Source organism: Reyranella sp. (assembly GCF_965249915.1).
Lineage (GTDB): Bacteria > Pseudomonadota > Alphaproteobacteria > Reyranellales > Reyranellaceae > Reyranella.
The window spans coordinates 3,388,177-3,408,699 of record NZ_OZ252257.1 but is presented as its reverse complement, the minus strand read 5'-3'; the positions used below and the strand labels follow the sequence as shown (position 1 = coordinate 3,408,699).

Genomic DNA, 20,523 nt, shown 5'->3' with positions numbered 1-20,523 from the left:
CTGATGCTATGATCAAGCGGGTAAACTTCCAGCGGCACAAGCCGCTGGCCTTCCTGCTGCTCGCGCCGCAGATGCTCGTGCTCGCCATCTTCGTCTTCTGGCCGGCGGCGCAGGCCCTCTACCAGGCCTTCACCATCACCGATCCGTTCGGCCAGCATTCGACCTTCGTGTGGTTCGACAATTTCCGCGACGTGCTGACCAGCCCGGAATATTTCAACTCGATCTACCGCACCGCCATCTTCAGCACCGGCACCACCGCATCGGCCGTGCTGGCGGGTCTCGGCTTCGCGGTGCTGGTCGATCGGGTCGCGAGGGGCAAGTCGGTCTATCGGCTGATGATCATCTGGCCCTATGCCGTGGCACCGGTGCTGGCCGGCGTGCTCTGGCTGTTCCTGTTCCACCCGATCTACGGCGCCATCGCGTTGATGCTGAAGCAGGGCTTCGGCATCCCGTGGAACCCTCTGCTCGATGGCAGCGACGCCATGCTGCTCGTCATCGTGGCCGCCGCCTGGAAGCAGGTGAGTTACAACTTCGTGTTCTTCCTCGCCGCGCTGCAAGCGATCCCGCGCTCGCTGATCGAGGCCGCGGCCATTGACGGAGCCGGCCCGATCCGGCGCTTCGTCAGCATCGTCTTTCCGCTGATCTCGCCCACCACATTCTTCCTGCTGGTGATCAACGTCGTCTATGCCTTCTTCGACACGTTCGGCATCATCCACGCACTGACCCAGGGCGGGCCCGGCGGCGCGACCGACATCCTGGTCTACAAGGTCTATGCCGACGGCTTCCTCGGCCTCGATCTCGGCCTGTCCTCGGCCCAGTCGGTCATTCTGATGATCCTGGTGATCGGGCTGACGGCCATCCAGTTCCGCTTCCTGGAGCGGCGCGTGAAGTACGCCCAATGATCGAGCGGACCCCGAAACTCGATTTCCTGTGCCACGTCCTGCTGATCCTGGGCGTCGTGGCGGTCTGCCTGCCGCTCTACTACGCCCTGATCGCGGCCACCCACACGCTGCCCGACGTACTGCAGGTGCCGATGCCGCTCACGCCCGGGAACGAACTGCTCGCCAACCTGAAGGTGGCAATCGAGCGCGGCGATCTCGGCCGTCAGCTCCTCAATTCGCTGATCGTCTCGGTCGGCGTCACGGTGGGCAAGATCTCGGTGTCCATCCTGTCGGCCTTTGCCATCACCTATTTCCGATTCCCTTTCCGGATGACGGCCTTCTGGATGATCTTCGCGACCCTGATGCTGCCGATCGAGGTTCGCATCGTGCCGACATATGCGGTGGCCGCCCATCCGCTGCAGGGAGTGGGCTGGCTGCTCGACGAGACGGGCCTGCGCGGACCGTTCGAGAGCCTGACCGGCTGGAACGTCGAGGCCGTCGTGAAATGGAGCCTGCTCGACTCCTATGCCGGCCTGATCCTGCCGTTGATGGCCTCGGCGACCGCGACCTTCCTGTTCCGTCAGCTCTTCCTCACCATCCCCGAGGAGCTGCTGGAAGCCGCGAAGATCGATGGCGCGTCACCCATCCGCTTCCTGGTCGACGTGCTGTGGCCGATGTCGCGCACCAACGTCGTGGCGCTCACCGTCATCCTCTTCGTGTTCGGCTGGAACCAGTATCTGTGGCCGCTGCTGATCACGACCGAGGCCAGCATGACGACGGCGGTGATCGGCCTGTCCAAGCAGATCTCCGGCGCGCCCGAAGCCGTGCCGAAGTGGAACACGCTGATGGCCTCGGCGCTGCTGATCACGCTGCCACCGGTGATGGTGGTGATCGTGCTGCAGCGCTGGTTCGTCAAAGGCCTCGTCGACTCGGAAAAATAGCGGAGCAATCCTTGGCCACCGTCGACATTCGCAAAGTGGAGAAGTCCTACGGGACGTCCCGGGTCCTGCACGGCATCGACCTCGAGATCCGGCATGGCGAGTTCGCCGTCATCCTGGGGCCGAGCGGCTGCGGGAAGTCCACGCTCCTGCGCATGATCGCCGGCCTCGAGGAAATCAGCGGCGGCGAGATCGCGATCGACGGCCGGGTGGTGAACCGGCTCGAGCCGCGCGAGCGTGACATCGCCATGGTGTTCCAGAACTACGCACTCTATCCGCACATGAGCGTGGCGGAGAACATGTCCTATTCGCTCCGGATCGCGCATGCCCCCAAGGCGACCATCCGCGACAAGATTGCGGGCGTCGCCAGCATCCTGGGCATCGGCGACTTCCTCGGGCGCAAGCCCACGCAGTTGAGTGGCGGCCAGCGTCAGCGGGTCGCCATGGGCCGCGCCATCATCCGCGAGCCCAAGGTCTTCCTGTTCGACGAGCCTCTGTCGAACCTCGACGCCAAGCTGCGCCATCAGATGCGCACCGAGTTGAAGCGCCTGCATCTGCGGCTCGACGCCACCTCGATCCTGGTGACGCACGACCAGGTCGAGGCCATGTCGCTCGCCAACCGCCTGATCGTGATGAATGCCGGCCGGGTCGAGCAGGTGGGCTCGCCGGGCGAGGTCTATGCGCGGCCCGCGACCCTGTTCGTGGCGGGCTTCATCGGCTCGCTGCCGATGAACTTCTTCGAGGGCACCGTGGGCGCAGACGGGCGCGCGATCGTGCTCGCGGGCGGCGCGTCGATCGCCGGCGAGGGCGAGCGGATCGGTCCGCCGGGGCAGGAGGTCGTGGTCGGTGTCAGGCCCGATGCCCTGACCCTTTCGCCGCTGCAGGCCGGCAGCCTCGGAGGCCGGGTCGAGCTGGTCGAGGATCTGGGTAGCGTGAAACTGGTCCATCTCGACGATGGACGGGGCGGATTCGTGGTGGCGGTGCCGCCCGACATGGAACTGGGCGAGGCCACGCAACACGGCGTGAACATGCGCGGCAAGGACCTGCACGTGTTCGACGCCAGGTCGGGCCAGCGCCTCTAGGGAAGCGGGATCAGGAGGAAGACGATGGAACTGCGTCAGTACGCAGCCTTGAGCGCGGTCGAGATGGCGCGTCTCGTACGGCAGGGCGAGGTCTCGCCGGTGGAACTGGTCCAATCGTCGCTGAATGCGATCGAAGAGACCGAGGCCCGCGTGAACGCCTACAGCGCCGTCTTTGCCGAAGATGCGAAGGCGCGGGCGGCGACACTGGAGAAGGAGGCGCGCGCCAAGTCGTTTCGCGGTCCCTTTCACGGTGTGCCGGTCGGCATCAAGGATCTGTTCCTGGTGGACGGCTACAAGACGCAGCGCGGATCGAAGCTCTACGTCGATTCGATGGCGACCGAGACTGCGCCGTCGGTCGAGCGCCTTCTCGCTTCGGGCGCGGTCATGGTCGGGAAGACGACGACGCCCGAACTGGGCTGGAAGGCAGCGTCCAACTCGCCGCTCTCCGGCGTGACACGCAATCCCTGGGATGTTTCCAGGACCGCCGGCGGATCGAGCTCGGGTTCGGCCGTCGCCGTGGCCGATGGCACGGTGCCGCTGACCCTGGGCTCCGACGGTGGCGGCTCGATGAGGGTGCCTGCCTCGTTCTGCGGCATCTTCTCGCTGAAGCCGACGCTCGCGCGCGTGCCGACCTATCCGCTCAGTCCGACCGAGCACCTGTCGCATGCCGGTCCTATGACCAACAGCGTCGAAGATTATGCGCTGGCGCTCGACGTCGTGCAGGGGCCCGACGCGCGCGACCCGCAGTCGCTGCCGACGGCCGGCCTCTCCTTTCACGAGACGCTGGGCGCGTTGCCGAAGCTGCGCTGCGTGTTGGCGCCGACTCTGTTCGGCGCCTCCGTGGATCCGGGCGTTGCGGGGGTGATCGCCACGGCCTTCGGCGAGATCGCGGCGCATCTGCCGGTCGAGATCGTCGACACGACGCTCGACTGGCCCGATCCCATCGACATCTTCGACGCGCTCTGGGTGGCACGCGGCGCGCTCTATGGCAGCCTGAAGCCCGAGGATGTGGCGCGGATCGATCCGGGGTTTGCGCGCATGGTGGCGCGGTCGGCGTCGATCCGGCTGGAGGATCACTTCCGGACCCTGCAGGCGCGGGCGGCCTTCAATCGCTCGGTGGCCGAGGCGTTCGAGACCTTTGACCTGCTCGTCATGCCGATGGTGCCGATCGAGCCGTTCGCGGCCGAGGCCGACGGGCCGCCGGACATGGACATGGACAAGCCGGTGCCCTGGGCGCGTTGGACGCCTTTCTCCTATCCGTTCAACATCACCGGCCAACCTGCTGCTTCCGTTCCCTGCGGCTGGTCGCCGTCGGGCCTGCCGGTCGGACTTCAGGTGATCGGGCGGCGGTTCGCCGACGAGCAGGTGCTGCAGTTCTGCGCGGCCTGGGAGAAGCACTTTGGCTGGCGGCAGCGCACCCCTTCGGTCTACGCCGGAGCCTGAGTTCACAGAAATTGCCCGCGCCGTGAGAATAAGCGCCCGGCGGGCAGGCTAGGACGAAAATAAATCGCCCCCGGCGGTCCGGCCGGGGAGAAAACGCACCCTCTCGTTCGTCTTATGAATGAGAGGTAGTTGCAGCGTGATTCCGTCCATGCCTGGTCTGTCCGTCCTCGTCCGCCTCGTCGCGGCGGTGGGAGGCGGCTATGCCGTGGCGGCGGGCCTCGCCGCGCTGGCCGCGGTCGCACTTCCGGCGGCCGGGCTGATGGTGCGCAGCGAAGCCGTCGTCCTGGCCTCGATGCTGGCCTTTCTCGTCTATCTGGCGCTGCTGATCTGGGCCTTTGCCGACCGGCGCCTGGCCCGTCTTTGTCTTCTCATGGCCGCTGCCGGCGTGGCTTCGTGGGGTGGCGCCTGGGGCCTCCTGCGCCTGACCGTGGGCGGCTGAGATGGCGCCGGCTCTTCTGATCGCCCTGGCGCTCGCCTCCTATTGCGGTTTCGCGCTGCTCGCTCTCAGCCAGGATCGCCACTGGGAACGCGCCGGCGGGGGGCGCGACTGCCCGCGGCGGCTCGTCCTGCCGCTGCGGATCGCGGGCTATGTCCTCCTGCTGGCCTCGCTTGCGCTCGCACTCTGGCGCGACGGGCCGAGTTTCGGATCGCTCGTCTGGGCCACCATGCTCAGCGTCGGCGCGGTAGCCGTGACCTGCACTCTCACCTGGCGCGCCAACTGGCTGCGCCCTGTCGTTCGCACTCTTCAGGGTATCGCGTAATGCTGCTTCGTCGTCTGCTGGTCCTTCTTCTGCTGTTCCCGACGCTCGCCTTGGCGCAGGCGCCGGTCCCGACGGAGCCTGCCCCACCCGCGGTTGCGGGACCCGCGGCGGCGCCTCCCGCCGGGGCCGCGCCCGCGCCCGCCGAACCCGCGACGCCGGCCGCGATGGAGCCATCGCCTGCTGTCGCGCCGCCGGCTGCGGCCCCGGCCCAGGCGGTGCTGCCGAAGGACCTGTCGGTCTGGGGCATGTTCGTGGCGGCGGACTGGGTGGTGCAGGGGGTCATGATCGGCCTGGTGCTCGCATCGGTCCTGACCTGGACGGTATTCGTGGCCAAGAGCCTGGAGCTGGCGATGGCGGTGCGGCGGCAACGGCGCCTGCTGGCCGCGCTGGACACCGCGCCCTCGCTCGACAAGGCGCCGGCCAGCGACCTCGTGGCGGCGGCGCAGGCCGAGCAGCGGCTCAGCGCCGACACGGTCGACGATCGCGACGGACTGAAGGAGCGCGTGGCCTCTCGGCTGGAGCGTCTCGAGGCGGGAACGGGTCGGCGCATGCTGAAGGGCACGGGCGTGCTGGCGACGATTGGGTCCACGGCGCCGTTCGTGGGCCTGTTCGGGACGGTGTGGGGGATCATGAACTCCTTCATCGGCATCTCGCGCTCGCAGACGACCAACCTCGCGGTGGTGGCGCCCGGCATCGCCGAGGCGCTGCTGGCGACGGCGCTGGGCCTGGCCGCGGCCATTCCCGCGGTGGTGATCTACAACCACTTCTCGCGCCGTGTGACCGCCTATCGCGCTCTGGTCGGCGACACCTCGGCGGCGGTGCTGCGGCTGGTCTCGCGCGACCTGGGACGGAGGTAGCCCATGTCGGTGAAGCTCGACCACGGCGACGACGAACTGGCGGAGAACCACGAGATCAACGTCACGCCGTTCATCGACGTGATGCTGGTGCTGCTGATCATCTTCATGGTGGCCGCGCCGCTGGCGACGGTGGATGTGCCGGTGGACCTGCCGGTGTCGACGGCGGAGCGCCAACCCAAGCCCGACACGCCGCTCTATCTCACCCTGAAGGAGGACCTGTCGTTCACGCTGAAGGACACGCCGGTGAGCCGCGAGGCGCTGGCGAAGGCGCTGGACGAGGCGACCGGTGGCAAGAAGGACGAGCGCATCTTCCTGCGGGCCGACAAGGCAGTGCCCTATGGCGAGCTGATGCAGGCGATGAACGTGCTGCGGACGGCGGGCTACCTGAAGGTGGCGCTGGTCGGTCTGGAGCAATGAGGGAGGCGGCCCGCTGGATCGGGAGCTTCGCCTTCGTGCTGGCCCTGCACGCAGGAGCGATCCGGATTGCGCTGGGCTGGGTGCACGGAGAGGTGCCGTATTCGCCGCCGCCCGCGGCGATCATGCTGGAACTGGCGCCGCTGCCGGCCGCGCCGGAGGCTCTCCCCAACGAGGCGCCGCCGGGCCCGGAGCTGAGCGAGGTGATCCCCGAGCCGGAGGAGCCGCCGCCGGTGGAGATGCCGCCGCCGGTGCTGGCGGAGGTGACCCTGCCGGAACCCGAGCCGCCGCCGCCCCTCGACCTCAAGCCGCCACCGCCGCCCAAGCCGGTGGAGAAGAAGAAAGTCGAGAAGAAGCCGCCGCAGCCAAAGGTCTCGGCGCCGCAGGCGGCACCGGAGCAGTCGCAGGTCGCGGCCGCGCCGGCGCCGGGCGCCTCGGTCGATCCGCCGTCCAACACGCTGCCGACCTGGAAGGGGCAGCTGCTGCGCCATCTCGAACGGCACAAGCGCTACCCGTCGGAATCGCAGCGATCGCGCCACGAGGGCGTGACCTATGTGCGGTTCACGATGAGCCGCGACGGCCGCATCCTCGCCGCGCGCATCGAGCGGCCCTCGGGACACGCCGCGCTCGACCAGGAGGGGCTCGACCTGCTGCAACGCGCCCAGCCATTGCCGCCGCTGCCGCAGGACCAGCCGGGCGAGAGCCTGGAGATCGTCGTGCCCGTGCAGTTCTTCCTCAAGAGGTGAGGGGATGGACCGGCTGGACGAGCTCTGCCGCGAGCGCGGGCTACGACTCACCGAGCAGCGGCGCATCGTGCTGGAAGTGCTCGAGGCCGCGACCGACCATCCCTGTACCTTCGAGATCCACCGCCGTGCCTCGGTCGGCCGCCGGATCGGCGTCGCCACGGTCTATCGTGCGCTGAACAGTCTCGCCTCGGCGGGGCTCGTCACGCGCCATGTGTTCCGCGACGGCAAGGCGCGTTACGAGCGCACGGGCGGGGCGCCGCATCCGCACCTGATCGATGTCGCCACCGGCGAGATCGTCGAGGTCGAAGACGATGACAGCCTCGCGCGCCTGATCGAGGAGGAAGCGCGTCGCATGGGCTTCCGGCTGGTCGAGTTCAGGCTGAAACTGTTCGGCGAAAAGATCTGAATCGCTTCAGCGGATCGGACCGCTCACCCGCACCAGCATGATGGTCGTGATCAAGGCGATCATGGCGACGATGAAGGTCAGGACGAGTACGCCGTCGGCGCCGTAACTCGCCATCGTTGCCGCCAGGACGGGCGGCGCGGAGGCCGACACGATGCCTTGAGGCAGCGCAAGGCGGCCGAGATAGGTGCCGAACTGGGCGCGGCCGAACAGAGCGAGCGGCAGGGTGGCGCGCAGGACCGCCTTGAGCCCGTTGGCGATGCCGTAGGCCATCACGCAGACCAGCGCGACGGCGAAGTTGCCGCCGGCGAGCAAAGCCAGCCCCAGGCCGAACGGCAGGACGGCACTGGAGAACAGCGTCGAGGCGGTGATCGTGTAGCGGTGCCCGAACCCCAGCTCGAACACCCGCACCGCCACCTGCGCCGGCCCGATCAGCGAGGCCAGCAGCAGCGCCGTCGCGGGATCGTGGCCCAGGCCGCGCAGCACACCGATGGCATGCACGATGAAGCCGGTGAAGATGAAGGCGCCGCACGCCAGCGAGATCGACAGCAGCAGGAATATCCGCTTGGTGTGCGCCGAGGGCGGCACGGGCGCCGTCATCGCTGCCGCAGCCTGCGTGCCGACCAGCGGGCGGCCGGGCAGCACCAGCAGATGGACCGGCGCGCAGATCGCGAGATGGATCGAGGCATAGATCAGCAGCACGCCGCGCCACCCGACGAGGAGTTCGAGCGCCTCCGAAACCGGCCAGAACACGGTCGAGGCAAAGCCGCCGATGATGGCCAGGACGGCGATCGCCTGCCGCGCCCGGGCTCCCGCGATCTGGGCGAGCGCGATGCTCGACGGCGTGTTCAGCGCCAGGGTCGAGGCGACGCCCATCGCGGCCCAGCACAGCAGATAGCTCACCAGCCCTTGCGAGAAGGAGAGCGCGGCGAGCGACAGGGCATAGACGATCGAGCCCACGGTCATGACGGCGCGCGCGCCGGTCCTGTCGAGCAGGCGGCCGACCCGGGGCGCGAACAGGGCGCCGACACCGAACATCACGGTGATGCCGCCATAGACGATCTCGCTCGCCAGCCCGAGATCCCGCTCGATGTGGCGGCCCAGCACCGAGGGCATCAGGAAGGTGGTGCCCCAGCCTACGATCTGGGTGAGGCCAAGCCCGGCGGTGGCCTTGGCCGCTTGGCTGACCTTCACGCCGCTCGGGTCTGTTGTTCGGGATAGAGGGACAGAAGCCCCGCTTCGCTGGCGTCGCACACGCCGCGTTCGGTGATCAGCGCCGTCACCAGCCGCGCCGGCGTCACGTCGAAGGCGGGATTCGCGGCGCTGCTGCCTTCAGGGAGGATTTGCACGGTGGCGAGTTCGCCGGTCTCGTTTCCATCCTTCACCAGGCGTCCCGTGATGTGCGACAGCTCGCGGGCGCTGCGTTCCTCGATCGGGATGTTGCGCACGCCATCGAGCAGCGTCCAGTCGATGGTCGTGTGCGGCAGGCCGACATAGAAGGGAATGCCGTTGTCGTGGGCGGCCAGCGCCTTGAGATAGGTGCCGATCTTGTTGCAGACGTCGCCGCCGCGTGTCGTACGGTCGGTGCCGGTGATGACGAAGTCGACCTCACCATGCTGCATCAGGTGGCCGCCGGCATTGTCGGCGATCACCGTGTGCGGCACGCCGTGCTTGCCCAGTTCCCAGGCGGTCAGGCTGGCGCCTTGATTCCGGGGCCGCGTCTCGTCGACCCAGACATGGATGGGAATGCCGGCATTGTGCGCCTGATAGATCGGCGCCATCGCGGTGCCCCAGTCGACGGTGGCCAGCCAGCCCGCGTTGCAATGGGTGAGGGCGTTGATGCGTCCGCTCTTGTCGCGCGGTTTGAGTTTGCGGATGAGGCCCAGCCCGTTCTCGCCGATCCGGCGGCCGATCTCGGCATCCTCGTCGCAGATCTCGGCGGCGCGCCGATAGGCCGCCTCGCGGCGCTTCGCGGGCGGCAGCGGCGCCAGCAGTGCCCGCTGGTCGTCCAGCGCCCAGCGCAGGTTCACCGCGGTCGGCCGCGACTCCATCAGGACCGTGTAGGCGCGGGCCAGCATGGCATCGGAGGGATCGGCCGCCATGGCGAGCGCCATGCCATAGGCCGCGGCGGCGCCGATCAGCGGCGCGCCGCGCACGATCATGGTGCGGATCGCCACCTCCGCGTCTTCCATCGTGCACAGGTCGCGCACGACGAAACGATGGGGCAGCAGGGTCTGGTCGATCGCCTGGACGGTCGTGCCGTCGGGGCCAAGCCAGATGGTTCGGTAAGGGGTGCCGTCTACTTTCACGCCGCCAGTTTAGACGGCGCGCGCCACCGCGTCGATTATCGCCGCCGCATCGAGCCCGTAGGTTCGATAGAGATCGGGAATGTCGCCGGACTGGCCGAACTTCTCGATGCCGAGCGGCACGACCCGCTGGCCGCGCACCGATCCCAGCCACGACAGCGCCAGCGGATGGCCGTCCATGACCGTCACGATGCGTGCATCGCGCGACAAGGGGGCGAGCAGTCGCTCGATCGGGCTCGGCGAACGGTCGACCAGGCCGGCCGTGCGGCCGCGGTTCCGCTGCGCGGCGAGCCAATCGCTGTGCAGCCGGTCGGGTGAAGTCAGGACCAGCAGGCCCGCGCCGGCAAAGTCGCGCGCCACGCTCTCATGGGCGGCGATCGCTTCCGGCGTCACCGCGCCCATGGCGACGATGGCCACGTCCGCGCCCTCGTCGGGCGGGGCGTACCAGTATCCGCCCGACACGATGTCGGCCTGCTGCTGCGGAGTCAGCGTACGCTCGGGCTGGGGCAGGCTGCGCGTTGAGAGGCGCAGATAGACCGAGCCGCCATCGTCCTGCTGCATGTAGTCGAAGCCGTGGCGCATCAGCACCGCCAGCTCGTCCACGTAAGCGGGTTCGTAGGAGACGAGGCCGGGCTGGCCGATGCCGATCAGCGGCGTATGGATGCTCTGATGCGCGCCGCCTTCCGGTGCGAGCGTTACGCCCGACGGCGTCGCCACCAGCATGAAGCGCGAATCCTGGTAGCAGGCATAGTTCAGCGCATCGAGGCCGCGCGCGATGAAGGGATCGTAGAGCGTGCCGATCGGCAGCAGCCGGGCGCCGAACAGCTGGTGGCTGAGGCCGAGTGCTGCGAGCTGGATGAACAGGTTGTTCTCGGCGATGCCCAGCTCGACATGCTGGCCCTTGGGCGTCTGCCGCCAGAGCTGGGCCGACACGACCTTGAGCTCGCGGAACACGTCCTCGGCTTCGGTGTGGCCGAACAGGCCGCGCCGGTTCACCCAGGCGCCGAGATTGGTCGAGACCGTGACGTCGGGCGAGGTCGTGACGATGTGGCGGGCCAGTTCGCCGTCTTCGGACGCGATCGCGTTCAGGATCTTGCCGAAACCTTCCTGCGTGCTCGACTTCTTGTCACTGGGCTTGGTGAGCTGCGCCGGGATGGCGACGACCGGTGCCTCCGTTCGGCGGCGGCCTTCGGCGTTGAACGGCGCCGCCTCGATGAAGGCCTGCAGGTCGGTCGGCGACGCGGTGAGGCCCGCGAACTTCTCCCACTCCTGGCCGTCCGCGATGCCCATGCCCTTCTTGAAGCTCGCCATCTGGTCGAGCGTCATCAGGCCGGAATGATTGTCCTTGTGGCCGGCGAAGGGCAGGCCCTGGCCCTTGATCGTGTAGGCGATGAAGCAGGTCGGCGTGTCGTCGTTCACGCCCTCGAAGGCATCGACCACGGCCTGCATGTCGTTGCCGGCCAGGTTGGTCATCAGCCTGTGCAGCGCCGCGTCGTCGTGCTGCTCCAGGATGCGTCGCACGCCGGGATACTGGTTGAGGTCGCGCGTCAGCGCCTCGCGCCAGCCGGCGCCGCCCTTGAACACCAGCGCCGAGTAGAGCGAGTTGGGGCAGGCGTCGATCCAGTCGCGCAGATGCGCGCCGTCAGGCTGCGTGAAGGCGGTCTCCAGCAGCTTGCCGTACTTCAGCGTGACGACCCGCCAGCCGACCAGCTCGAACATCTCGGCGACCCGGCCGAACAGCCGGTCGTTCACCACGCCGTCGAGGCTCTGGCGGTTGTAGTCGATCACCCACCACAGGTTCCGGACGTCGTGCTTCCAGCCTTCGAGCAGCGCCTCGAAGATGTTGCCCTCGTCGAGTTCGGCGTCGCCGACCAGCGCCACCATGCGGCCGGTGGGGCGCTTACCGTCGCCGAGATTTTTCAGGCGCACATAGTCCTGCACGATCGACGAGAACAGCGTCATGGCCACGCCGAGCCCGACCGAGCCGGTCGAGAAGTCGACATCGTCCACGTCCTTGGTGCGCGACGGATAGGACTGCGCGCCGCCCAGCGCGCGGAAGCGCTCGAGCTTCTCGCGGGTCTGGTGGCCGAACAGATATTGGATCGCGTGGAAGACCGGCGAGGCGTGCGGCTTCACCGCAACGCGATCCTCGGGCCGCAGCACCGAGAAATAGAGCGCTGCCATGACCGTCGCCAGCGAGGCGCAGGAGGCCTGGTGGCCGCCGACCTTGAGCCCGTCGCGGTTGGGCCGGATGTGGTTGGCGTGATGGATCGTCCAGGCGCTGAGCCACAGCACCTTGCGTTCCAGTTCACGGAGGAGGCGAAGACGCTGGATGGGGGCGAGGGTGGTCATGGATACCGGCATACGCCTGCTCCGCTGGTAGGTCCTTGCGTTCGGGTCGCCAAACGGGCTGTATAGGGCGGGATTTCCCTGGATTATGGCGATTTCAGCAATGATCTCCCTGGACGCGATCGACCGGCGCATTCTCGAACGGCTGCAGCACGATGGCCGGCTCAGCAATGCCGACCTCGCCGAGCAGGTTGGCCTCTCCTCCTCGCCGTGCTGGCGCCGGGTCAAGGCGCTGGAGGAGGCGGGCGTCATCAAGGGCTATGCCGCCCAGGTCGACGCCAAGTCGGTCGGCCTGTCGGTGAACGTCTTCGTGAGCGTGTCGCTCTCGACCCAGAATGAGAAGGCGTTGAAGGATTTCGAGCGCGCTGCGGCGGAGCGCCCCGAGGTGATGGAGTGCTACCTGATGACCGGCGACAGCGACTACCTGCTGAGGGTCGTGGTGCCGGACCTCGAAGCCTATGAGCGCTTCGTGATGGACTTCACCAAGATCCAGGGCATCGCCCAGATCAGAAGCTCGTTTGCGCTGCGCCCGGTGAAGCAGGGCGCAGCGTTGCCGTTGGCGGTGTCGGGACGGTAGGTCGCGATCATCCATCTTGTCATCCTGAGCGCAGCGAAGGATCTCACGCAAGCTACGGAGTTCACTGGTCGTTCGGCTAGGTCCTTCGCTGCGCTCAGGACGACAGGGTGGCGCTGCTACTCCAGCTCGATCACGCCGCTCATCATCGGCTTGCAGCGGCCGCCGATATAGGTGGCGACCACCTTGCCGTCCTTCTTCTCCGCACACGCCTGCAGCACGCTGGGGCGGCCCATGTCGAAGCCCTGGCCGATCGTCTTCGCCAAGGTGATGTCGGCCTCGCGGCGGTGATGCGCCAGCACGCCGATCAGGGCGACGTTGGCGGCGCCGGTCGCGGGATCCTCAGGGATGCCGTGCTCGGGAGCGAACATGCGGGTGTGGACGTCGATGTCGCCGTCCTTCTCCTGCACGTAGAGATGGATGCCGACGATGCGGTCGCGCGGCAGCTCGCGGGCGAAGATTTCTGCACGCGGTGCAGCGCGCTTCAGCACCTCGCGCGACTTGAGTTCGACGAACAATAACGGCGCGCCGCACGAAGCAACGCGTGGCGGGTGGACGTCGAGCTTCAGCTCGCCGGGCTTCAGCGAGCAGGCGGCCGCCACCAGCGCCGGGTCGATCTCCTCGCCGAAGCTGAGCGGCACCGGGGCGGCGAGGCGGGTGGCCACGACCGCACCGGCCTCGCGCACGATGTCCATCGGCACGAGGCCCGCTTTCTCCTCGAAGACCAGCCGGTCACCGCTCACCGGCCGGCCGTAGCTGGTGCCGGCGCGGGCCAGGACGAAGGCCGTGCCGACATTGGGATGGCCGGCGAAGGGCATCTCGGCCTTGGGCGTGAAGATGCGCACCTCGGCGGTATGGGCCGGGTTCTTCGGCGGCAGCACGAAGGTCGTTTCGGCGAGGTTGAACTCGGCCGCGATGGCCTGCATCCGTTCGCTCGACAGACCCTGTGCATCGGTGATCACGGCCAGCGGGTTGCCCCCGAACTGGCGGTCGGTGAAGACGTCGACGGTGACGAAATGGAGTTTCATGATTCCAAATCTGGCATGGCGCGCTAATCTCGACGCATGACCAAAGCTCAGGCCGCTCCCAAAATCTCCTACGATCACGGCGTCTCGGACAAGAAGCTGATCGGCGAGACGATCGGCGTCTTCTTCGACCGCACCGTCGAAACCCATCGCGACCGCGAGGCGCTGGTGGTCCGCCACCAGAACGTGCGCTGGAGCTGGGGCGAACTCGGCCGCCGGGTCGACGATCTCGCCGCCGGCCTTCTGACGCTCGGGCTGGAACGAGGCGACCGGGTCGGCATCTGGTCGCCCAACACGTCGGAATGGACGCTGGCGCAGTTCGCGACCGCCAAGGCGGGCCTCGTGCTGGTCAACGTCAATCCGGCGTACCGCCGCGCCGAGCTCGAATACGCGATGAACAAGGTCGAGTGCAAAGCGCTGATCCTGGCGCCTGCGCTCAAGACCTCGAACTATCTCGAGATCGTCGACGATCTCGTGAAGGCGAAGAAGCTGCCGCACCTCAAGCACGTGATCCGGCTCGGACCTGAAAAGACGCCGGGCATGCTGAACTTCGACGATGTGGCGACCGCCGGCGGCAACGCCGAGAAGGCCCGCATCGCCGAACTGGCGCCCAAGCTGCAGTTCGACGATCCTATCAACATCCAGTTCACCTCGGGCACCACGGGCTTTCCCAAGGGCGCCACGCTCAGCCACCACAATATCCTGAACAACGGCTACTTCGTGGGCGAAGGGCTGAAGCTCACGCCAGAGGACCGGCTCTGCATTCCCGTGCCGCTCTATCACTGCTTCGGCATGGTGATGGGCAACCTGGGCTGCCTGACCCACGGCTCGACGATGGTCTATCCGTCCGAGGCCTTCGATCCGCTGGCGACCCTGCTGGCCGTGGCCGAGGAGCGCTGCACGGCGCTCTACGGCGTGCCCACTATGTTCATCGCCCAACTCGACCATCCCGACTTCGCGAAGTTCGATCTCAAGAGCCTCCGCACCGGCATCATGGCCGGCTCGCCCTGTCCCATCGAGGTGATGAAGAAGGTGCAGAGCCACATGCACATGGGCGAGGTCACCATCGCCTATGGCATGACCGAGACCTCGCCGGTGTCGACGCAATGCGCCACCGACGATCCGGTCGAGCGCCGAGTCTCGACGGTGGGCCAGGTCCTGCCGCACATCGAGATCAAGATCGTCGACACCGAGGGGCGGGTGGTGCCGCGCGGCGAGACCGGCGAGTTCTGCACCCGGGGCTACTCGGTAATGAAGGGCTACTGGAATGACGAGGCCAAGACGAAGGAGGCCGTCGACGAAGCCGGCTGGATGCGCACCGGCGACCTCGCGACGATGGACGAGCAGGGCTACGTCAACATCGTCGGCCGCCTCAAGGACATGATCATCCGCGGCGGCGAGAACGTCTATCCGCGCGAGATCGAGGAATTTCTGTACCGCCACCCGAAGGTGCAGGACGTGCAGGTGATCGGCGTGCCCGATCCGCGCTATGGCGAGGCAGTCTGCGCCTGGATCAAGCTCCATGCCGGCCAGACCGCGACCGACGAGGAGATCCGCACCTTCTGTCAGGGCCAGATCGCCCACTACAAGATCCCGCGCTACATCGAGTTCGTGCCGGAATTCCCCATGACCATCACCGGCAAGATCCAGAAGTTCGTGATGCGCGAACAGACGATCGAGAAGCTCGGGCTCACGGCGCAGAAGACGGCTTGAGGCTTCCGAATTCACCGACTGTGAATCGATTGCAGGCATTCTTGTGACCCTTTGAGGGAAGGCGCAACGCGTCCGGTGGTCCGTCGTTGTCGGCGGGTCCGACATCCACCGGGGCGTGTTGCTCGTGAAGTCCGTCGCTGTCGTTTCCGCCGATCCGTTCGGCCACTCGCACAACAGATATCGTTCCGCTCGAAAGGCGCCGCTGGTTCGCATCGCGCAGCCCGCGAGTCGCTTTCCCGCTTTCGATCATCTTCGTGTCTTCGTAATCGCGCTCGTCGTCCTGCAGCATGTCGCGCTGGGCTACATGGCCGGCGGTCAGGCGGTGTCGGGCGGCTCCTACACCAATGGCAGCGCGCCGGTCGTGGACATGGCGCAATGGTCCGGCTTCAACGTCATCGTCACCTGGACCAACGGCTTCTTCATGCCGTTGATGTTCCTGCTGTCGGGCCTGTTCGTGCGTCCGTCGCTGGCGCGCAAGGGGCTGCGCCAGTATCTGCTCGATCGTGCCGTGCGGTTGGGGGCGCCCTTGCTGGTCGGTGTCGTGACGATCGTGCCGCTCTCCTACTACGCCGCGCACCTGTTGAGCGGTGGCGGCGACAGCTTCGCGACCTTCTGGAAACACATGGTGACGGTCGGACCGTGGCCCAGCGGGCCGCTCTGGTTCGTGGGCGCCCTGTTGGTGTTCGACGCCGCGCTGGCGATGATGCTCGCGCAGGATCGCGTGTGGGCCTTTGCGCGCCGTACCGGCCAGTTCCTCGACCGCATGCCGGCGGGCGCGTGGCTGATGTTCTTCATCGTCGCCTGTGCGGCGGCCTACCTGCCGTTCCATCTCGCCTTCGGCACGTCGCACTGGCTGACCGCCGGTCCGTTCGGCATCCAGTCGAGCCGCATCGGCCTCTACTTCCTGTCGTTTGCGGCGGGCGCTTTCGTCGGCCCGGAGCGGCTGGCGCGCGCCTTCGAGCGGCAGTGGGTGAGGTGGCCTGTGTTGGCCACGATCGCGACGGCCGCCTTCTTCGCGCTCGACGGACGGCAGGTTCCCGCGTGGGTCGATGGCGTGATGCTGGTGCTGTTCTCGACGATCACGGCGTTTGCTCTCCTGGCGCTCGCCGTCCGGTTCTCGCGTGAGTCGGGCGCCGTGGGAAACAGCCTCAGTGCCAATGCCTACGGCATTTATCTCGTTCACTGGCCGATCGTGCTGTGGCTGCAACTGTTCCTTGTATCGACGCCGCTTTCCCCGCTGGCCAAGGGAGCGCTCGCCGTGACGCTGGGCTTCACCTTGAGCTGGGCCGCCTCGAGCCTGCTTCGCCGACTGCCGGGCGTGGCGCGCGCCGTCTAGCCGGCCGTTGAAGCAGGATTTTCGGCAGGAGCGGGGGCGCAAGATCGATCCGTAGGCGGTACCATGGTACCTGATTTGGGGGGTGCGACTCCAGCTTCGATTGTTTCGTTTATTTCGGTTATTTCGTTTGCTGGTCAGGACGCTGTAGATTTTGCAGGCAAATCGGCGATTTTCGTGTTGCGAAGGATTCGCAATCGCGGTAGAAAGACCCGTCTTCGAAGGAAGATCGTAAGCGTCTCACGTGAGGCAACGCAGTCAATCGTCGTGGCCTTCAACGTCCTGGCCGCGACCCTGCGTGAGACATAAATCTTGTTTTCATATCTCGGATTGCGCCGTCTGCCGGCGCGTTACGCTGCGATCGTTCTGCCCCTCGTCCTGTCGCTCATCATGACCTTCGTCGTGTCGGGCATTTCGACGGCCCGCAGTGCCGGCCTGTCGCCCGGCTTCGTCGCGACCTGGATGAGCGCCTGGGGCCTGTCCTGGCTGGTCGCGTTTCCCGTTCTTCTTGCCGTCATGCCGGTCGTGCGGCGGATCGTCGGCCTGATCGTCGAGACCCGGCCAGGCTGACGAACGGCTTCCTCAGGGTCGGTGCGCCTCCAGGAACATCCTGATGTGGCGCACCGCGAGGGGGACGCGCTCGGGCGTGTCCTTCCACGGATAGAGCGTGACCTGCGAATTGGGCGCCAGCATCGCCACTTCCATCGCGACCTTGTAGGGATGCGGCGGGCTGTCGTCCGGCGCGACCAGGATCGGCGTCCTGCAGGCCTTCACGAACTCGCGCGGCACGGTGAACACGAAGTCGGACTTCTTCGTGTACATGTTGGTGAGGAACTGGCTCACCTGGTCCATCGTGACGTCGGGGCGCCTGGCCACGAAGTCCGGACCCCAGCCCTTCATGTTGTTGTCGTAGAACTGGTTCGGCAGCTCGGGCCGGAAGCCCGAGGGCTGCGTCAGCACGGCGGCGATCACGCGGTCGCCGACCCGCTTGATCAGGTTCCAGATCATCGGCTGCCCGATGCAGTAGCCCAACACCATGAACCGGTCGGCCCCGAGATGGTCCATCAGGCCGACATGGTCGTCGGTGAAGGCGTCCCAGGTGCGCTCGATGTCGAGCGGACCGGTCGACTGGCCGCCATTGGCGTTGCGCAGGTCGGCCACGATGCAGCGGAAGCAGTCGCTGAATTCCTTCATCGCGCTGAACGGATGCGTCCTGTCGAGCCCGCCGATCGTCGAGTTCAGCCCGCCACCCGGAATGATCAGCAGCGGCAGGCCCGAGCCCGCCTCTTCATAGTGAATGCGGACGTCGCCTTTTTCGTAGAACGGCATGGTGTTTCTCCCTGTCGGGAGCGTGCCACGCGGCGCATCAGGGTGCAAAGGCGAGGTATTGTCGCCAATGCACAATCGGCGGTAGTGCAGTCCTTCCCGTGACTGCTACGGTGACGCACGCGAGGGAGAGAGCAACGGATGAAGAGTCTGGGACGTCGTGAGGCGCTGCTGGTGCTCGGTGTGACAGTTGCGGGATGCACTCCCGAGCAGAAGGCCGTCACGCAGTCGAACGTGGCCGCTGGTTCACAGCGAAAGCTCGGAAGAGTCGTCATTGCGGTATCGGTTGGTGCGCAGCAGCTGACAGCCGCTCAGAACGCATCGCTTCTCCAGATCCCCGAACTGAGGAGAGCCTTCGAGGACAAGTGGCCACCTCTTGGAATCCCGGTCGAGGTCGTCGATGCCGAGCAGGCGGTCGCCTCCAACGCGAGCTTCCGAGCCAACCAGGTGCTCACTTTGTCTCAGGGGCGCGGCAAGATCCGCGGAAGTTTCGTCGAAGATTACGAAATCGCCGCGAACCTCTATGACGCCGCCGCGCGCAAGATAGTCTGGCGCGCGACGACCGAACTGCCGGATTTCTGGAGGGCGAGCCACACGGCCTCGGCGCGTCCGGCTGCGGCCGATCGCTATGTCGACAGCCTGACCGCGAAACTGAGGGAAGACGGATTCATCTGATGGAACCGCAAACATCCGTGTCGAGGCGGCGGCTCCTGCTGGGTGCGGGCATCGCCGTCACGGGTGCCGTTCTGGCGGCCTGTGCCGAGCCTTCTTTCGTGCTCGAGCCCGTCGCGGCGGCGCCCCCGCCCGTGAAGATGCAGCGCCTGCTGCTCTGGCTCCCGCCCGATGACAAGGCTGTCGACTGGCCAATCTTCGCGCGACAGCTCGCCTCGGTGCTCGCCCCCTATGGTGTGTCGGTGGAGACGGGCCGCTCCATCCGCCTGTCCCTCTCGCGCAGCGACGACCAGAAGGCGGCAATCGCCAGCTTCGATCCGACCTACCGGCTGGAGATCGACATCGCCGATGCGACGTCGGTGGGAAGCGGCACCGTCACGGCAGCATCGATCATCGTGATGGGCGCGCTCTATCGCGGCAGTAGCCGGACGCCGGTGGCCAAGTTCCACCATCACGCACGGTCCCGGACCGTGCCGGAACTCGTGCCGCAGCTCGTCGAGATGTTTCGGAAGGGGGGCTACCTCTAGCCCAGCAGCCGCTTCACCACGTCAAGCTGGATGTGGGCGGCGTCGACCATCTCGGCGATCGGCACGCTCTCGTTGGCGGCATGGCCCTGTGCGCCGGAGCCGGGGCCGAAGTTGATGATCTCGATGCCGTCGTCGGCATAGTAGCGGCCGTCGCTCACGCCGGTGGCGTTGAGGAACTTCACCTTGCGGCGGCTGTGGGCCTTCACCGCCGCCTCGAAGGCGCCGACGGCCGCGCCGTTCTCGGGCGCGAAGAAGCCGTTGGTGCCGGTCAGGAACTCGACGCCATACATCGACTTCGGCTCGCCGACGCTGTCGACCACCTTCTTCAGCTCCTTGAACGCGTCCTTCACCTTCTCGTTGGGCAGCAGGCGACGGTCGATCTCGACGGTGCAGGCCGAGGGCACGACGTTGGTGTTGTGCCCGCCATGGAACATGCCGATGTTCACCGTCGACTTCATCGCGCCCGAGACGCGATCCGCCAGCGCCTTGTCGTAATAGGAGCTGAGCGCGCCCACGAGGCGCATCATGCGCAGGATGGCGTTGTCGCCGGCCGCCGGATTGCCGGCATGCGCCGCGCGGCCCTTGGTGGTGAGGCGCGCCCACATCACGCCGCGCTCGGCCACGATCAGGTTGTTCTCGGTCTGCGCGCCCAGGATCAGGGCGTCCGGCCGGACCTTGCCGCTCTTGCGCAGGTACTCCATGCCTTCGGGCCCGAGATTCTCCTCGTCGGCCACGAAGGTGAAGATCAGCTCGCCGGCAGCCGGGCCGCCGCGGCGCGCGATCTCCTCGGCGATCCAGATCTGCACGGCCATGCTGCCCTTGCAGTTGCCGGCGCCCAGACCGTAGACCAGACCGCCCTTGACCAGCGCCTTGTAGGGATCGCTCTTCCAGTTGGCGCGTTCGCCGACGCCCACCGTGTCGACATGGGCGTTGAAGGCGATGACGGGGCCTTTCGCCTTGCCCTTCATCCGCGCCACGACATTGTCGACGCCCTTCTTGTGCGTCGCGATCTCGACCTTGTAGCCCGCCTTCTTGAGGCGCTTGGCCGTATAGGCGCAGATCTCGACCGAAGTGCCGGGCGGGTAGGGGCTCGGCAGCGCGATCAGGTCGGACAGGATCGAGACGAGTTCGGACTGCATCTTCTTCGACATGAATTCGAATTCCTTATTCAAA

The 20,523-nt window shown here is 66.9% G+C and carries 22 protein-coding genes; 16 read left to right on the top strand and 6 right to left on the bottom strand.

The features are described 5' to 3' along the window. Positions 1–8: 8 nt before the first annotated feature. The 10 genes from ugpA to ACP15H_RS16900 all read left to right on the top strand — a co-directional run bounded on the left by ugpA (position 9) and on the right by ACP15H_RS16900 (position 7,528). Positions 9–902, top strand: a complete 894-nt coding sequence (gene ugpA / locus ACP15H_RS16945; protein ID WP_425067354.1) for a sn-glycerol-3-phosphate ABC transporter permease UgpA — start codon at positions 9–11, stop codon at positions 900–902. After that, positions 899–1,822, top strand: a complete 924-nt coding sequence (locus ACP15H_RS16940; RefSeq protein ID WP_425067353.1) for an ABC transporter permease subunit — start codon at positions 899–901, stop codon at positions 1,820–1,822. Before ugpA ends, ACP15H_RS16940 begins: the two co-directional genes overlap by 4 nt. Positions 1,823–1,833: 11 nt before the next feature. Beyond that, positions 1,834–2,901, top strand: a complete 1,068-nt coding sequence (locus tag ACP15H_RS16935; protein WP_425067352.1) for an ABC transporter ATP-binding protein — start codon at positions 1,834–1,836, stop codon at positions 2,899–2,901. A gap of 24 nt (positions 2,902–2,925) precedes the next feature. After that, on the top strand, positions 2,926–4,344 hold the full coding sequence (locus ACP15H_RS16930; RefSeq protein ID WP_425067351.1) for an amidase family protein: 1,419 nt from the start codon (positions 2,926–2,928) through the stop codon (positions 4,342–4,344). A gap of 148 nt (positions 4,345–4,492) precedes the next feature. Next, entirely contained in the window at positions 4,493–4,783 is a 291-nt protein-coding gene (locus ACP15H_RS16925; RefSeq protein WP_425067350.1) for a hypothetical protein, read from the top strand. A gap of 1 nt (position 4,784) precedes the next feature. Continuing rightward, positions 4,785–5,105, top strand: a complete 321-nt coding sequence (locus ACP15H_RS16920) for a DUF3325 domain-containing protein (protein WP_425067349.1) — start codon at positions 4,785–4,787, stop codon at positions 5,103–5,105. Continuing rightward, complete coding sequence (gene exbB, locus ACP15H_RS16915; RefSeq protein WP_425067348.1) at positions 5,105–5,962, top strand: tonB-system energizer ExbB; 858 nt, start codon at positions 5,105–5,107, stop codon at positions 5,960–5,962. Before ACP15H_RS16920 ends, exbB begins: the two co-directional genes overlap by 1 nt. A gap of 3 nt (positions 5,963–5,965) precedes the next feature. After that, positions 5,966–6,379 (top strand): TonB system transport protein ExbD, encoded by a 414-nt coding sequence (gene exbD / locus ACP15H_RS16910; protein WP_425067347.1) that lies wholly within the window; start codon positions 5,966–5,968, stop codon positions 6,377–6,379. Next, on the top strand, positions 6,376–7,122 hold the full coding sequence (locus ACP15H_RS16905) for an energy transducer TonB (RefSeq protein WP_425067346.1): 747 nt from the start codon (positions 6,376–6,378) through the stop codon (positions 7,120–7,122). Before exbD ends, ACP15H_RS16905 begins: the two co-directional genes overlap by 4 nt. Positions 7,123–7,126: 4 nt before the next feature. Continuing rightward, on the top strand, positions 7,127–7,528 hold the full coding sequence (locus tag ACP15H_RS16900; RefSeq protein ID WP_425067345.1) for a Fur family transcriptional regulator: 402 nt from the start codon (positions 7,127–7,129) through the stop codon (positions 7,526–7,528). 6 nt (positions 7,529–7,534) lie between these two features. On the opposite strand, the gene ACP15H_RS16895 is transcribed toward ACP15H_RS16900, so the two are convergent. The 3 genes from ACP15H_RS16895 to ACP15H_RS16885 are packed head-to-tail and all read right to left on the bottom strand — an operon-like array spanning position 7,535 to position 12,183. Next, entirely contained in the window at positions 7,535–8,719 is a 1,185-nt protein-coding gene (locus tag ACP15H_RS16895; protein WP_425067344.1) for an MFS transporter, read from the bottom strand. Next, a complete protein-coding gene (mtnA, locus tag ACP15H_RS16890) occupies positions 8,716–9,834 on the bottom strand; it encodes an S-methyl-5-thioribose-1-phosphate isomerase (RefSeq protein ID WP_425067343.1) in 1,119 nt (372 codons plus the stop codon). The genes ACP15H_RS16895 and mtnA overlap by 4 nt, the downstream gene beginning before the upstream one ends. A gap of 9 nt (positions 9,835–9,843) precedes the next feature. Next, on the bottom strand, positions 9,844–12,183 hold the full coding sequence (locus tag ACP15H_RS16885) for a transketolase (RefSeq protein WP_425067342.1): 2,340 nt from the start codon (positions 12,181–12,183) through the stop codon (positions 9,844–9,846). Between the two features lie 100 nt (positions 12,184–12,283). Between ACP15H_RS16885 and ACP15H_RS16880 the strand changes: the two genes are divergently transcribed. After that, positions 12,284–12,757: an Lrp/AsnC family transcriptional regulator gene (locus ACP15H_RS16880; protein ID WP_425067341.1), complete on the top strand. Its 474-nt coding sequence runs from the start codon at positions 12,284–12,286 to the stop codon at positions 12,755–12,757. Between the two features lie 116 nt (positions 12,758–12,873). On the opposite strand, the gene ACP15H_RS16875 is transcribed toward ACP15H_RS16880, so the two are convergent. Beyond that, positions 12,874–13,782 carry a PhzF family phenazine biosynthesis protein gene (locus ACP15H_RS16875; protein WP_425067340.1) on the bottom strand — a complete coding sequence of 303 codons (909 nt, stop codon included), beginning with the start codon at positions 13,780–13,782 and terminating at the stop codon, positions 12,874–12,876. A 36-nt stretch (positions 13,783–13,818) separates the two neighbouring features. On the opposite strand from ACP15H_RS16875, the gene ACP15H_RS16870 reads away from it, so the two are divergent. The 3 genes from ACP15H_RS16870 (at position 13,819) to ACP15H_RS16860 (ending at position 17,395) form a co-directional block, all read left to right on the top strand. Beyond that, positions 13,819–15,492, top strand: a complete 1,674-nt coding sequence (locus ACP15H_RS16870; protein WP_425067339.1) for an AMP-binding protein — start codon at positions 13,819–13,821, stop codon at positions 15,490–15,492. A 124-nt stretch (positions 15,493–15,616) separates the two neighbouring features. Further along, complete coding sequence (locus ACP15H_RS16865; RefSeq protein ID WP_425067338.1) at positions 15,617–16,828, top strand: acyltransferase family protein; 1,212 nt, start codon at positions 15,617–15,619, stop codon at positions 16,826–16,828. Positions 16,829–17,137: 309 nt separating this feature from the next. Then, on the top strand, positions 17,138–17,395 hold the full coding sequence (locus tag ACP15H_RS16860) for a DUF2798 domain-containing protein (protein WP_422034310.1): 258 nt from the start codon (positions 17,138–17,140) through the stop codon (positions 17,393–17,395). A gap of 12 nt (positions 17,396–17,407) precedes the next feature. On the opposite strand, the gene ACP15H_RS16855 is transcribed toward ACP15H_RS16860, so the two are convergent. Next, positions 17,408–18,154: an alpha/beta fold hydrolase gene (locus tag ACP15H_RS16855; protein WP_425067337.1), complete on the bottom strand. Its 747-nt coding sequence runs from the start codon at positions 18,152–18,154 to the stop codon at positions 17,408–17,410. A gap of 138 nt (positions 18,155–18,292) precedes the next feature. On the opposite strand from ACP15H_RS16855, the gene ACP15H_RS16850 reads away from it, so the two are divergent. After that, positions 18,293–18,826 carry a hypothetical protein gene (locus ACP15H_RS16850; RefSeq protein WP_425067336.1) on the top strand — a complete coding sequence of 178 codons (534 nt, stop codon included), beginning with the start codon at positions 18,293–18,295 and terminating at the stop codon, positions 18,824–18,826. Continuing rightward, positions 18,826–19,350, top strand: coding sequence for a hypothetical protein (locus ACP15H_RS16845; protein ID WP_425067335.1), 525 nt, complete (start codon positions 18,826–18,828; stop codon positions 19,348–19,350). Before ACP15H_RS16850 ends, ACP15H_RS16845 begins: the two co-directional genes overlap by 1 nt. On the opposite strand, the gene ACP15H_RS16840 is transcribed toward ACP15H_RS16845, so the two are convergent. Beyond that, entirely contained in the window at positions 19,347–20,501 is a 1,155-nt protein-coding gene (locus ACP15H_RS16840; protein WP_425067334.1) for a M20 family metallopeptidase, read from the bottom strand. The two genes, ACP15H_RS16845 and ACP15H_RS16840, sit on opposite strands and share 4 nt — an antisense overlap. Between the last annotated feature and the right edge of the window lie 22 nt (positions 20,502–20,523).